This window comes from Clostridium arbusti SL206 (genome assembly GCF_000246895.1).
Lineage (GTDB): Bacteria > Bacillota > Clostridia > Clostridiales > Clostridiaceae > Clostridium_I > Clostridium_I arbusti.
Window position 1 is genome coordinate 19325 of the sequence record NZ_BAEV01000035.1, and the last position, 15173, is coordinate 34497.

The following is a 15173-nucleotide window of genomic DNA, read 5'->3' on the forward strand; positions in this document are numbered from 1 at the left end:
ATATAGGGAGTGATTGTATGAGTGAAAATAGAATAAGAAATTCTAAACTTTTGAAAAAGATTGTATCAGCAGATAATGCAGCTGAATTTATAAAAGATGGAATGGTAGTAGCAATTGGCGGTTTTTCACCTTCTGGCTACCCAAAAGTTGTTCCAAAAGCATTATCTGATAGAGTTGAAAAGTCGGGAGAGAAGTTAAATATATCCCTGTATACTGGATCATCTACAGGGCCAGAGATAGATGGAGAATGGACAAAAGCTGGAATAATAAAAAGAAGGATTCCATATCAGTCAAACTCTGAATTAAGAAGTAAAATTAATGATGGATCAGTTAAATACTGTGATATGCATTTAAGTCAAATGCCTCAATATATCAATTATTCAATGCTTCCAAAAGTAGATGTAGCCATAGTGGAAGCTGTATGTATTACAGAAGAAGGATATATAGTTCCTTCAACAAGTATTGGTAATAATGCCACTTTTATTAAAAATGCTAGCAAGATAATAGTGGAAGTAAATGAAAAACAGCCTATTGAATTGGAGGGAATGTCGGATATTTATACATTAAAAAATCCGCCAAATAGAGAGCCTATTCCATTAAAACATCCAGGAGATAGAATTGGAACACCTTATATTGTCTGTGATCCAAATAAAATATGTGCAATAGTCATTACAAATATATCAGATAAAGCAAGGGGACTTGCAAAGATTACGCCTACATCCCAGGCTATATCAGATAATCTTATAGGATTTTTAAATAAGGAAGTTGAAAGTGGAAGATTACCTGAAAATTTACTTCCAATTCAATCTGGAGTGGGAAGTGTAGCTAATGCTGTATTAGCAGGATTATGTAAGTCTAATTTCAAAGACTTAAGCTGCTATACAGAGATTATACAGGATTCTATGTTGAATCTAATAAAATGTGGCAAAGCGAAGGTAGTTTCTGGCACATCAATAAGTCCATCTCCAGAAATGCTACCTAAATTTATAGAAGATATAGAGTTTTTTAAAGATAAAATAATCCTTAGACCACAGGAAATAAGTAATAATCCAGGTGTTGCTAGAAGACTTGGAGTCATATCAATTAATACTGCTTTGGAAGCAGACATATATGGTAATGTAAATTCAACTCATGTTATGGGAAGTAAGATGATGAATGGAATTGGTGGCTCTGGAGATTTTGCAAGAAGTGCATATCTAACTATATTTACTACAGAGTCCATTGCTAAAAAAGGCAATATATCTTCAATAGTTCCTATGGTTTCTCATGTTGACCATACAGATCATGATGTTATGATTATAATTACAGAGCAAGGTGTAGCAGACCTTAGAGGATTGTGTCCTAGAGAAAGGGCAGAGACAATAATAAATAATTGTGCTCATCCGGATTATAGAGAAATGCTAAGGGGATATTTTAAAGAAGCTATAGCTTTAAGTGGAGGTAATACACCACATAATCTAGAAAAAGCATTATCATGGCATACTAAATTCATAAAAACTGGAAGTATGTTAGGCATATTCAAATAAATAACTAGTCAGTATGCTAGCCTATTTTGAATCCTACTGTGTCAGCAGAACCCTCAGATAGCCCACTATCATCGGAACCTGCTTCCTTGCTCAATTCAAAATATTCGTCGCATCTTTGACTTACTATTTATTTTCACATGCCTTATAAAAAAGTTATATATAAAATTTAATATATAAATAAATTATTTAGGAGGAAAGAATAATGGATAATAAAACATTTATAAAGGAATTGGTAAATAAGTCAAGAAAGGCACAAAAGGCAATTGAAAATTATACTCAGGAGCAAGTTGATGCATTAGTAAGAGCAATAGCCAAGGTAGTTTATGACAATGCCGAAACTTTTTCTAAAGAAACAGTAGAAGAAACAAGAATGGGAGTTTATGAAGATAAGGTAGCTAAATGTCGTTTGAAGTCTGGAGTTATTTGGCAGGATCTAAAAGATAAAAAATCTGTTGGCATAATCAAAGAAGAGCCAGAAAAAGGATTATTATATGTTGCTAAACCAAAGGGTGTCATAGCCGCTATAACTCCAACTACAAATCCTATAGTTACTCCAATGTGTAATGCTATGTTTGCATTAAAGGGAAGGAATTCTATAATAATAGCACCTCATCCAAGATCAAAAAAATGTTCAACTCATACTGTAGAATTAATGAATAAGGAACTTAAAAAATTAGGAGCACCAGAAAATTTGATACAGATAATAGAAGAACCATCCATAGATTTAACTCAAGAACTTATGGAATCTGCTGACGTGGTTGTTGCTACTGGTGGTGCGGGAATGGTTAAGTCTGCTTATTCCAGTGGAAAGCCAGCTTATGGTGTTGGACCAGGAAATGCTCAGGTTATAATCGATGAAGGATATGACTATGTTAAAGCTGCCCAAAATATAATAACAGGAAGAAAATATGATAATGGAATTATATGTTCATGTGAGCAGTCAGTTATAACTCCAGCTAAAGATTATGACAAGATAATGAGTATATTTGTAGAAAATGGTGCTTGTTATATTGATGATGAGGAAAGTATTGAAAAATTCAGAAAAACTATATTTAAAGATGGATCAATAAGTCGTAAAGTTGTTGGTCAATCAGTTCAAGTTATAGCTAAATTAGCAGGTGTAGAAGTTCCAGAGGGATCTAAAATAGTTATATTGAAAGGTAGTGGAATAGGAAAAGATGAAGTGTTTTGCAAAGAAAAAATGTGTCCCTTTGTAGTAGCATTAAAATATGATACTTTTGAAGAAGCAGTTGAAATAGCAAAAACTAACTTATTATTTGAAGGTGCAGGACATACAGTAACAATTCATTCTAACAATGATGAGCATATAAGATATGCAGGTGTTGTTCTACCAATAAGTAGATTAGTTGTTAATCAGCCTTCAACTACAGCAGGTGGAAGTTACACTAACGGATTTAATCCAACTACAACATTAGGCTGCGGATCATGGGGAAATAACAGTATCTCAGAAAATTTAACTTATGAACATTTAATAAATGTTTCAAGAATAGGATATTTTAATAAAAATGTTAAAATTCCTAATGATAAAGAAATTTGGGGATAATATACCAAAAACTGCAAGATAGAAGGGAGACCCATTTATGAAATTATTGAAGATAGTGCCTGAAATTCACAAATTTGATAAGGCAGAAGAATTCATGAAATTCTTTAATGTTGGAAAAGGTGACTATATATTGACAAATGAGTTTTTATATAAGCCATTTCTAGAAAAGTTTAATAATGGTGCAGATGTTGTATTCCAAGAAAAATATGGTGCAGGTGAACCCTCTGATGAGATGATAAATGCAATAATTAAAGATATGAAAGGTAAAGAATATAAAAGGATAATAGCTGTAGGTGGCGGCTCAGTAATAGATATAGCTAAGCTCTTAAATGTGAATTATACTAGTGATTCACTTGATTTATTCGATGGAAAAGTTACTTTAGTAAAAAATAAAGAATTGATTATTGTGCCTACAACCTGTGGAACTGGTTCTGAAGTTACCAATGTATCTGTTGCTGAACTTAAATCAAGACATACCAAAAAGGGGATTGCAGCAGATGAATTATATCCTGATTATGCGGTACTTATACCAGAACTTGTAAAGGGACTACCATATAAGTTCTTTGTAACTAGCTCAGTAGATGCCTTAATTCATGCATCGGAGTCCTATGTGTCTCCAAAGGCTACACCTTTAACTGAAATATTTAGCATAAAAGCTATAGAATTAATTTTAAAGGGATATATTGAGATTTTAGAAAAAGGTAAAGATCATAGAACTGAGATAATCGAAAATTTTGTTTTAGGAAGTAATTATGCTGGCATAGCTTTTGGAAATGCAGGTTGTGGAGCTGTGCATGCACTTTCCTATCCTTTAGGTGGAAATTATCATGTGCCACATGGGGAGGCAAACTATCTATTCTTTACAGAAATATTTAAGACATACTATAAAAAGAATCCAAAAGGTAAGATTAAGCAGCTTAACAAAATATTATCTGATATATTATCATGTAATACAGATAGTGTATATGAAAATTTATCAAAAGTGCTGGATAAATTGTTGCCTAGAAAACCATTGAGGGAATATGGTATGAAAAAAGAAGAAATTGAAACATTTACTGATGCTGTTATAGATGGACAACAGAGATTATTAGTAAATAGTTGTGAGCCATTTTCAAGAGAAGATATAATAAACACTTATAAGAGTTTGTACTAATTTTAATGCATTGTAAAATGTCAAAAGTCTATATATTGAAGCAAGTTCTTAATTCAGGTGGGGATTCTTTTACTCCATCTGAATTTTAGAACTGCGAATGCATGGCTTACTTGGCGTTGGACTCCCACTTTAAGAAAAGTAGAGAGCCCAAATTTTCTTTTTGATTTTGTGTGAATCACTTTCACAGAGTGCGTGGGAGACTTACACCAAGTTAGTCAGGTTAAAGTTATTTATTTAACTATCTTCCTATAATGTAATACTGAATATAGCTCAAAATGAATATATAAAGGCCTAGATTATATGTTAATCTAGGCCTTTAAAAAGTGATTTTTCATGAAGACTACATTTAAAGTATTACCATTTATTTGGTAGTTATTCATTTTAAACCTATAATAATGTAAGCATATAGAAGAAATTTATATAAATCGGTATAAATTGTTAATAATTGAGGAATAAAACTATTTGTAAAATAATGGTATAACGTGATATAGTAATAACCAATAAAGATTTTGTGTTAATAGCTTTTTATTTAGAGTGATGCGTATTACAGTAAATAGTCATAAGATAAATTAATTAAAATTATTACTAATTATGAGGGGTGATGGTATGGGGTTCAACATATATGGATATAGTCAAGTTAAACTTATAGAATTTGGACTAGATTCTATAGATGCAGTATTGTTACGGTATTTTATCGATTTTAAGGAAAGTGGAGCTATGGTGAAAGCAAAAGTTGAGGATGAAATCTATTATTGGGTAAAATATGATAGGGTAATGCAAGATCTTCCTATACTAAATTTGGATAAAGATAGTATTTATGCAAGATTTGAAAATATGACAAGTCTTAATATATTAAAACATAAGATTATAAAAGGCCATACAATATATTCATATTATAAGATTGGAGACAATTATGTTAAGTTAATATCTTGTTTAAAAGAATTATCTCCATATTCCAATTTCAAGAGGCTAGTTTTCGAACCGTAACATTTACATGAATAAGATACGAATTTGCATTCTAAAAGTAAAAATTTACTATTAAAAAAGATATGGATTTGTATATATGAGGAGAGATGCACCAAAAGATGCATCTCCTATTCATATAAGAGTTAATTATAAAGAGGATATATCGATGAAGTTATTACAAGAATAGTATTAGCATATTTCAGATAGCTATTCTATAAAATAAAAATAATTATATATTTCATAAAAAAAGTAGTAAACTAATCTTAGAAAATAATATAGTAAACAATAGGATAAAAGTACATTTTCCAAATAGTAAATATTATTGACAATAAGTTTGTATAGATCTATAATTTTTTGTATAGTATATAAAACATATTGGAAAGGTTTGATTGTTATGGATAATAAAGATGAAATTAGTTTTATTACAAAATGTGTACATGTAGGAAATGATATAGACAAAGAAACAGGAGCTATAAGAAGACCACTTACTATGGCAAATAGTTATAGATTACCTGAAGATGCATCCACACTTAATTGGAGTGATCCTAATAACTTGGTTTACACAAGAAATACTTCTGCAAATCAAATATACCTTCAAGAGAGATTAGCAGCCCTAGAAGGCGGAGAAGATTGTGTGGTACTAGCAAGTGGCGTTTCTGCACTTTCCGGTGTGTTTTTTACATTTCTAGATAAAGATTCTCATGTTATTTGTTCTAATGTTTCATATGTAGCGGTTTATAGGTTATTAAATCAATATTTACCTGAAAAGTATGGTATAGAAGCAACACTTGTGGACAGTGCAAATATAGACGAAATAAAAAAGGCAATACGTCCTAATACTAAACTTATACATATAGAAACACCTGGAAATCCTACTACTAGAGTGAGTGATATTGCTGAAATATCTAAAATTGCAAAGAAGGCTGGAGCATTACTTTCTGTAGATAGTACTTTTGCATCACCATATTTACAACAGCCACTTAAGCTTGGAGCAGATCTTGTGGTTCATAGTTTGACAAAGTACATAAATGGACATGGAGATGCTATGGGTGGAGCTGTAATTGGCAAAAAAGAACTTATAAATAAAATAAAATGTGAAGCAATGGTAAATGTAGGAGGAGCAATAAGTCCCTTTAATGCATGGCTTATTATGCGTGGTGTTGTAACATTGCCTCTAAGAATGAGGCAACATAGTGAAAGTGCCCTTAAGATTGCGCAATTTCTTGAAAACTATCCAGCAGTGAAATTTGTTGCTTATCCAGGACTTAAGAGTCATCCACAGCATGAAATTGCAAAAAAACAAATGAGTATGTTCTCAGGAGTTATATCTTTTGGACTTAATGCAGATGTAGAAACTCATAATAAATTTGTAAATTCTCTAGAAATTGTTATTTCAGCTGTATCCATTGGACATGATGAAAGTTTAATTGTCTACACTGGACCAAAGGACGAAAGAAATCATTTTTATCCAGAAGAATTTAAAGATGGACATCTTAGGTTTAGCGTGGGGCTTGAAGATCCAGATGACATCATAAATGATTTGAAACAAGCCTTTAAAAAATGTGGTTTATAAAAACTATATGAGGTGATTAAAAATTGAAGGATGGACCTGTATTAAAGGATATTATAGATATTGAAGAATTTCAAAAAATACAAGATGATATCGCCTGTTCAACAGGAATTGCAATTATTACAGTAGATTATAATGGAAGGCCTATAACTAAACATAGCATGTGTACTGGATTCTGCAAAATAATGCGTGAAGAAAATGATTCAAGAGAGTTATGCGAAAAGTGTGATTCAATAGGTGGACAAGAATCTGCTAGAATAGGATTACCTTATGTGTACAAATGTTATAATGGACTTATAGATTTTGCGGTTCCAATAATATTAGATGGACAATATATTGGAGCCCTAATGGCAGGACAAGTTTTTACAGAAGAGAGTAAGTCCCTAGAATTAAAAAAAATTATTCTAGGGAAATCAAATACAAAATATGATGAAAAGCTTATGATAGAATACAAAAAATTGTGTGTGATACCTTATAAGAGAATTAAATCCATTGGAAAAATGATGTTTCATATCAGCAATTACATTGTAAGTCAAGCAGCATTAAAAAGATTGCAACAAGAACTTAATGAAGAAAATATTAAATTCATAAATTCTAAAAGATCTCAAATAGAATTAGAAAAGGAATTAAAGGATGCTCAACTAAAAGCATTACAATCTCAAATTAATCCCCATTTTTTATTTAACACATTAAATAGTATTTCAGCATTATCATTAATTGAAGGAGCGCCTAGAATACAGGAGGTTGTCTGTAACCTATCAGCAATGCTTCGTTATACATTAAAAAAGGCAAATGAAATGTCACAATTAGGAGATGAGATTAACTATGTCATATCCTATTTAAATTTGCAAAAAATAAGGTTTGATTCTAGATTGGATTTTAATATTCATATAGATGAGAAATTTAAAGATATTGAAGTCCCTTCTATGATTATACAACCATTTGTTGAAAACTCTATAATTCACGGAATAGAATTAAAAGAAGAAGGTGGACTAATAGAGGTGAAAGCTTATGAATCTGAGAAAAATCTAATTATAAGTATAGAAGATAATGGAGTTGGCATTAATAAAGATAAATTAGAAATTATAAATAAAAAAGGTAAGGATTACGATGAATCTTCTTTTAATAAAAGCGGAATAAGCAATGTGAAGAAGAGGCTGGATTATTGTTATGGAACTATGCATTCAATTGATATAGTCAGTGAAAGGAATGAGGGTACGCAAGTAAAAATAACTATATTTAAACATACATATTAGATTCGAAAAATACACTTCCTTTCATTTATATACAATATTTAAAGGTTTATATCCATTGGTAATAATATAGATATTTATACTGAATACCCAGCTATTAGGACAAAAAAATACAATGAAGAAAGATTATAATTATAAAGTTTTAAGCAAAAAATTACAAGTATAAGGCAAAATAATCTGATGATATAGTGGGATGAATTGTATTATGATATTAAATAGATGGAATAACAGTAGGAGGGCGGTGTAAATTATGAAGAAGTTCTATAGAGGAATTTATTATATCCAATTAAGTAAAGGTTTACAAATATAAAAATTAATACAATTTAACCATGGCTATTTACAATATATAGAAATTACAAACTGTTATTATATCTAATAAGTATTAATTAATATATGTTCTTTTTGAAGATGAAGAGAAATATAGAAAATTATATCTAAACCTTTACAGAAGTTTGAAGGGGAGATGTATATGTCACAATTTATAGCTGAAATGTTAGGAACAATGATTCTTATTATATTAGGAGATGGTGTTGTTGCAAATGTAGTTTTAAGTAAAACAAAAGGTCAAAATTCTGGATGGATAGTTATTACTACAGGATGGGCTTTAGCAGTTGCTATACCTGCTTTTATATTTGGAAATACTAGTGGGGCACATTTTAATCCAGCAGTAACAATTGGATTAGCTGTAATAGGGAAGTTTCCTTGGAACCATGTACTGATATATTTAGTTGCCCAATTATTAGGAGCCTTTCTTGGGGCAGTAATAGTCTGGATATATTATAGGCCTCATTTTAAGGAAACTGAAGATAAGGATGCAAAACTTGCTGTGTTTTGTACTCAGCCAGCTATTAGAGATATGAGTTCAAATTTTATTAGTGAATTTATTGGTACATTTATATTGGTATTTTGTATACTGGGTATATCTAATACAAAGATGGTTGATGGTTTGTCACCTATAGTTGTGGGAGGTATTATTTGGGCGGAAGGACTTAATTTGGGCGGAACAACAGGTTATGCTATAAATCCTGTGAGGGATCTTGGACCACGTATAGCACATTATATTTTGCCTATATACGGAAAAGGAAGTTCGGATTGGAGATATGCATGGATTCCTGTTATAGCACCAATCTGTGGAGGAGTAGTAGGAGCCGTTATTTATAAGCTTATATTTTAGTATATAAATTTTATAGTTTTTTATATAATATTGTAGTATGATTGTTATAGTATAATTATTATAGTAAATAAAATTTATAGGGATAAGAATTAACATAATTAATTATCTTTATATTTTATAGAGGTGATTTCTGATGTATAGTATATTATTAGTTGATGATGAGAAATTACAAAGAGAAGCTTTAAAGATTATATTAGAAAATTTTATAGAGGATATAGAAATTATAGGAGAGGCACGAAATGGCACTGAAGCTATAGAAGTAGATGAAAAACTAAATCCAGATATAATTTTTATGGACATAAAGATGCCTGGTTTAGATGGTATAAAGGCTTCAGAAATAATTAAAAGGAAAAATCAAAATAAGATAATTATAATGGTTACAGCTTACGATAATTTTAATCTAGTACGTAAATCTTTAGTTTTAGGTGTAAACGATTATATCTTAAAACCATTTAAAAATAGGGAATTATTGGAAATCTTAAATACACAAATTAATAATTTAAAGATCAATAGAGAGAAAATAAAGGAAAATTATACTTTGAATTTTAGAGTAAATAATGAGGAAAAGGTTAGGATTGGATCAGGTACAAATAAAGTTTTAGAACCTGCTCTAAAATATATTGAAGAAAACTATAGAGAAGAAATATCATTAGAGAAAATAGCTCATATTACAAATTTAAGTGTGTACTATTTTAGTAGATTATTTAAAAAGCAGATGGGAATTAGTTTTATAACATATATTAGCAGATACAAGATGGATAAGGCAAAAGAGCTTCTTGAAAATACGGATATACCAATAGTAAATATAGCTGCAGAACTTGGATATTATGAATGTGGCTACTTTACAAAGGTTTTCAAAAAAATCACTGGAACAACTCCCAGCAAATATAGAAATGATAATAATAAGGAATAATAAAGTACTATACCTATATTGTGTATAGAATTTAAAAAATACCGAGCACACGTTCGGTATTTTTTTAGCTAAGGCATGTGAAAATAAATAGTAAGTCAAAGATGCGACGAATATTTTGAATATGCCTAAGATTCTTAATTATTTAACAAAAAAATTTAGATGGCAAATTTGTATAAATAGCACAACAAAATATTACCATTAAAGAAAACACAAATTAAGCAATATAGAACAAAAACAGAACAAAATAACATGATAAGGTTTTCAATAATTTGTAGTATTATTTAAGTAATGAAACAATGATATGTTTTATTGTGAAACATATGGAGGGGTGAAAGCGTGAATAAATATATAATGGCTTTAGATCAAGGAACTACAGGTTCAAAATGTATCATTTTTGATGAAGGTGGAAATGTAATTAGTAGTGCTCAAAAAGAGTGTACTCAAATATATCCTAAAGCTGGATGGGTAGAGCAGAATCCTATGGAAATATGGGCAACTCAGTTTAGTGTTGCAGCAGAAGCTATGGCAAAAAGTAATATAGGAGCAGGAGATATAGAAGGTATAGGCATAACAAATCAAAGAGAGACAACTATCGTATGGGATAAAAGAACAGGAGTACCAGTGTATAATGCAATAGTTTGGCAGTGTAGAAGAACAGCAGAATATTGTGATGAGTTAAGAGAACAAGGTTTTGAAGACGTTATAAGAGAAAAAACTGGGTTAATGTTAGACGCATATTTTTCAGCAACAAAGATTAAATGGATTTTAGATAATGTTCAGGGGGCTAGAAAGGAAGCAGAAAAGGGAAATTTATTATTTGGTAATATTGATACATGGTTAATATGGAATCTAACCAAAGGTAAAGTTCATGTAACCGATTACACAAATGCCTCCAGAACTATGTTTTATAATATATAATTTGGATTGGGATAATGAATTATTAGAATTATTTGGTATACCTAAGGCTATGCTTCCAGAAGTAAAACCATCAAGCTGCATTTATGGTAATACTGATGAAGTTATATTTGGTGGATCTATCCCTATATGTGGTGATGCAGGGGATCAACAAGCATCTCTATTTGGGCAAACCTGTTTCAATGAAGGGACTGCTAAGAATACTTATGGCACTGGATGTTTTATATTGGTTAATACCGGAGAAAATGCTATAAAATCTAAAAATGGCTTATTGACTACAATAGCTGTAGGTATAGATGGAAAAGTAGAATATGCATTAGAAGGTAGTATATTTATGGCAGGAGCTTCTATTCAGTGGCTAAGAGATGAACTTAGAATGATTAAGACAGCAAGTGATACTGAGGAATATGCAGAGGCGGTAGAAGATACGGATGGAGTTTATGTAGTACCAGCTTTTGCAGGTCTTGGTGCTCCTTATTGGGATCCTTATGCAAGAGGGACCATAGTTGGACTTACAAGAAGATCAAAAAAGGAGCATATAATTAGAGCCACATTGGAAGCATTGGCATATCAAACCTATGATGTATTAAAAGCTATGGAAGAGGATTCAGGCATAAAGTTAAGAATACTAAAAGTTGATGGAGGAGCATGTGTAAACAATTTTCTTATGCAATTTCATGCTGATTTATTGAATATTACAGTGGACAGACCTAAGGTTGTGCAGACAACAGCCATGGGAGCAGCTTATCTTGCTGGTTTAGCAGTAGGGTACTGGAGAGATAGAGAAGATATTGTAAGGAATAGGGAAACATCAAGAATATTTACACCAAATATGGAAGAAGAAAAAAGAAAAGATTTATTAAAGAATTGGCATTTGGCAGTGGAAAGATCAAGAAACTGGGCTAATTCATAAAACTTAAGTATTTATAAGCAATATATAGTATTTTAGCATAGTAAAATTTCTAAAATAGGTCATAGAACAAATAGAAATTCAGTATAAAAAATTTATATTTATATTTGGAGGTATAAGATGTTTGATGTAATTATTATTGGAGCTGGTGTAATAGGCTGCTCTATAGCTAGAGAAATATCTAGATACAATATGAAAATTTGTGTTTTAGAAAAAGATATTGATGTTGCCAATGGAACAAGTAAGGCTAATAGCGGAATAGTTCATGCTGGTTACGATGCAAAATTTGGTTCTCTTAAATCACTATTAAACGTTAGAGGTAATAAAATGTTTGATAGACTGTCTGAGGAATTAGATTTTCCATTTAAAAGAAATGGATCATTAGTACTGTGTTTTAATGAAGAAGACTTAGATAAACTAAAGGCATTAAAAGAAAATGGAGATAAGAACAAAGTTCCAAATTTAAAAATACTTAATAAAGAAGAAATAAAGACTATTGAGCCAAATGTAGGAAACAATGCAGTAGCTGCCTTATATGCACCTACTGGTGGAATTGTTTGTCCTTATGAAATGACTATAGCCTATGCAGAAAATGCATATGACAACAATGTTCAATTTCAACTGGAAACAGAAGTAAAAAGTATAATAAAAGATAATTCAAAGTTTATCATAAATACAGATAAAGGTGAATTCACTTCAAGACTTATAGTAAATGCATCCGGTTTATTTGCAGATGAAATAAATAATATGTTAAGCGAAAATAAATTCAACATTATACCTAGAAAAGGTGAATACTGTTTATTTGACAAGGATGCTAGAGAAAGTTTGGAGAAAACCTTATTTCAACTTCCAAGCAATATGGGGAAAGGTGTACTTGTTACACCTACAGTGGACGGAAATTTATTAATAGGTCCTAGTGCAACAGATATTGAAGATAAAGAAGATTTATCAACAAGTGGTCAGGGACTTGATGATATATTATCTAAGGCAAAACTTACAATAGATAAAATACCTATGAGACAAATAATAACTTCATTTTCTGGACTTCGCGCTCATTCTGAAAGAAATGATTTTATAATAGGAGAAGCTGAAGATGTACCTAATTTTATAAATGCTGCAGGAATTGAATCACCTGGCCTTTCTAGTGCTCCAGCTATTGCTGAAATGGTTAGGGATATGGTAGTAGAAAAACTTTCACCAAATAAAAATGAAAACTTTAATCCTATTAGAAAAGGTATTCCTAAATTTAGGGAAATGACTAATGAGGAAAGATCAAAATTAATAGCTAAAGATGGGGCTTATGGAAGAATAGTTTGCAGATGTGAGATTGTCACTGAAGGAGAAATTATAAATTCAATTAAAAGACCTCTTGGAGCAAAGACTTTGGATGGAATAAAAAGGAGAACTAGATCAGGTATGGGTAAATGCCAAGGGGGATTCTGTTCAAATAAAATAGTTGATATTATATCAAGAGAACTAGATATACCTCTTGAAGATGTAAGTAAATTTGGAAGTAATTCAAATCTACTTACAGGAAAGATAAAAGAATAAGTTTAATAAATATTATCCCATAACTAATTATTGGAGGTTAGAATAATGCAGCAATATGATATTGTAATTATTGGGGGTGGACCAGCGGGTCTTGCCGCTGGAATAAAGGCCAAAGAAGAGGGAATCGATAATATATTAATAATAGAAAGAGACAATAAACTGGGAGGAATATTAAATCAATGTATCCATAATGGGTTTGGACTGCATACGTTTAAAGAAGAATTGACAGGCCCTGAATATGCACAAAGATTTATAGATAAAGCTGTATATATGAAAATACCATATAAATTAAATACAATGGTAATTGATATAAGTAATGATAAAAAGATTACTGCTGTTAATGATAAAGATGGAATTATGGAAATACAAGCTAAAGCTATTGTTTTAGCTATGGGCTGTCGTGAGAGGCCTAGAGGAGCTATCAATATACCGGGAAGTAGATGTGCTGGTATATATTCTGCAGGTACTGCTCAAAAATTTGTAAATATAGAAGGATATATGCCAGGAAAAGAAGTTGTAATACTTGGGTCAGGTGATATCGGACTGATTATGGCAAGAAGAATGACTTTTGAAGGATCTAAAGTAAAGGCTGTAGTTGAGGTAATGCCATACTCAGGTGGATTAAAAAGAAATATTGTACAATGTTTAGACGATTATGATATTCCTCTTAAACTATCCTATACAGTGACAAATATAAAGGGTAAAGAGAGAGTTGAAGGTGTTACAATAGCAAAGGTAGATAAGAATAGAAAGCCAATTAAGGGAACTGAAGAATTTATTAGTTGTGATACTGTACTTCTATCAGTAGGACTTATACCAGAAAATGATCTTTCAAAAAAGGCAGGAGTTAACTTATCAAATGTAACTTCAGGAGCTTTTGTTAATGAAAGCTTACAAACAAGTGTTGAAGGTATATTTGCCTGCGGTAATGTGTTACATGTACATGACTTGGTTGATAATGTTACATTAGAGAGCATGAATGCAGGAATAAATGCTGCTGAATACGTTAGAGGTAAAAGATTTGAAAATAGAGGTATGGAAATTGTACCATCCAAGGGTGTAAGATATACTGTACCAACTTATATAAATGCTGAAAATGTAGAAAAATCTATAGATGTTAGGTTTAGAGTGGGAGATGTATTTGAAAATAGTTATATATCCGTATATTTTGGTGATATAAGAGAAATGCACATAAAGAAGAGTATTTTAACACCAGGAGAAATGGAAACTATAAAAATTTCTAAGGATATGTTAGTTAAACATTCTGATTGTAAAAAAATAGATATAATAGTTGAGAGGGGATAAGAAATGAGTAATATTAGAGAATTAACTTGTATAGGATGTCCCAAAGGTTGTTCTTTAAAAGTGTATTTAGAAGGAAATAGTGTAAAAAATGTAGAAGGAAATACTTGTAAAAGAGGAGAAATATATGGAGAAAAGGAATGTACAAATCCTACTAGAATTGTTACTTCATGTATAAAAGTAAGCGGTGGAGTTGAAAATGTTGTTTCAGTAAAAACTGAACAAGATATTCCAAAGGGCGAAATATTTAAGTGCTTAGAATTGCTGAAAGATGTAACTGTAGAAGCACCTGTTTCAATAAATGATATAATAGTAAAAAATATAGACAATACAGGTGTAAATATTATAGCTACAAAAAATATAGAATTGAAGCAAG

General features: G+C 30.9%; 11 protein-coding genes and 1 pseudogene. All 12 read left to right on the forward strand.

Translation table 11 applies throughout. The annotated features are described in order from the left end of the window. Positions 1–17 precede the first annotated feature (17 nt). The gene (gene scpC / locus RH99_RS08365; protein ID WP_010236491.1) at positions 18–1526 is read left to right on the forward strand and encodes a succinyl-CoA:acetate CoA-transferase ScpC; all 1509 of its coding nucleotides are present in this window, start codon (positions 18–20) and stop codon (positions 1524–1526) included. A gap of 202 nt (positions 1527–1728) precedes the next feature. Then, complete coding sequence (locus RH99_RS08370; protein WP_010236493.1) at positions 1729–3090, forward strand: aldehyde dehydrogenase family protein; 1362 nt, start codon at positions 1729–1731, stop codon at positions 3088–3090. A 37-nt stretch (positions 3091–3127) separates the two neighbouring features. Then, a complete protein-coding gene (locus RH99_RS08375) occupies positions 3128–4243 on the forward strand; it encodes a 4-hydroxybutyrate dehydrogenase (RefSeq protein WP_010236495.1) in 1116 nt (371 codons plus the stop codon). A 606-nt stretch (positions 4244–4849) separates the two neighbouring features. After that, a complete protein-coding gene (locus RH99_RS08380) occupies positions 4850–5230 on the forward strand; it encodes a hypothetical protein (RefSeq protein ID WP_010236496.1) in 381 nt (126 codons plus the stop codon). A 373-nt stretch (positions 5231–5603) separates the two neighbouring features. Beyond that, complete coding sequence (locus tag RH99_RS08385) at positions 5604–6782, forward strand: trans-sulfuration enzyme family protein (RefSeq protein WP_010236497.1); 1179 nt, start codon at positions 5604–5606, stop codon at positions 6780–6782. 23 nt (positions 6783–6805) lie between these two features. Further along, the gene (locus RH99_RS08390) at positions 6806–8035 is read left to right on the forward strand and encodes a sensor histidine kinase (RefSeq protein ID WP_010236498.1); all 1230 of its coding nucleotides are present in this window, start codon (positions 6806–6808) and stop codon (positions 8033–8035) included. A gap of 466 nt (positions 8036–8501) precedes the next feature. Continuing rightward, positions 8502–9206 (forward strand): MIP/aquaporin family protein, encoded by a 705-nt coding sequence (locus tag RH99_RS08395; RefSeq protein ID WP_010236499.1) that lies wholly within the window; start codon positions 8502–8504, stop codon positions 9204–9206. 133 nt (positions 9207–9339) lie between these two features. Continuing rightward, a complete protein-coding gene (locus RH99_RS08400) occupies positions 9340–10119 on the forward strand; it encodes a response regulator transcription factor (RefSeq protein ID WP_010236500.1) in 780 nt (259 codons plus the stop codon). A 336-nt stretch (positions 10120–10455) separates the two neighbouring features. Beyond that, a pseudogene (gene glpK / locus RH99_RS08405) lies at positions 10456–11947 on the forward strand (glycerol kinase GlpK). Positions 11948–12064: 117 nt separating this feature from the next. Beyond that, entirely contained in the window at positions 12065–13495 is a 1431-nt protein-coding gene (locus RH99_RS08410; protein WP_010236501.1) for an NAD(P)/FAD-dependent oxidoreductase, read from the forward strand. Positions 13496–13540: 45 nt separating this feature from the next. Continuing rightward, entirely contained in the window at positions 13541–14800 is a 1260-nt protein-coding gene (locus RH99_RS08415; protein WP_010236502.1) for an NAD(P)/FAD-dependent oxidoreductase, read from the forward strand. 3 nt (positions 14801–14803) lie between these two features. Beyond that, positions 14804–15173 (forward strand): DUF1667 domain-containing protein (locus RH99_RS08420; RefSeq protein WP_010236505.1); only part of this gene is annotated, 370 nt, incomplete at its 3' end.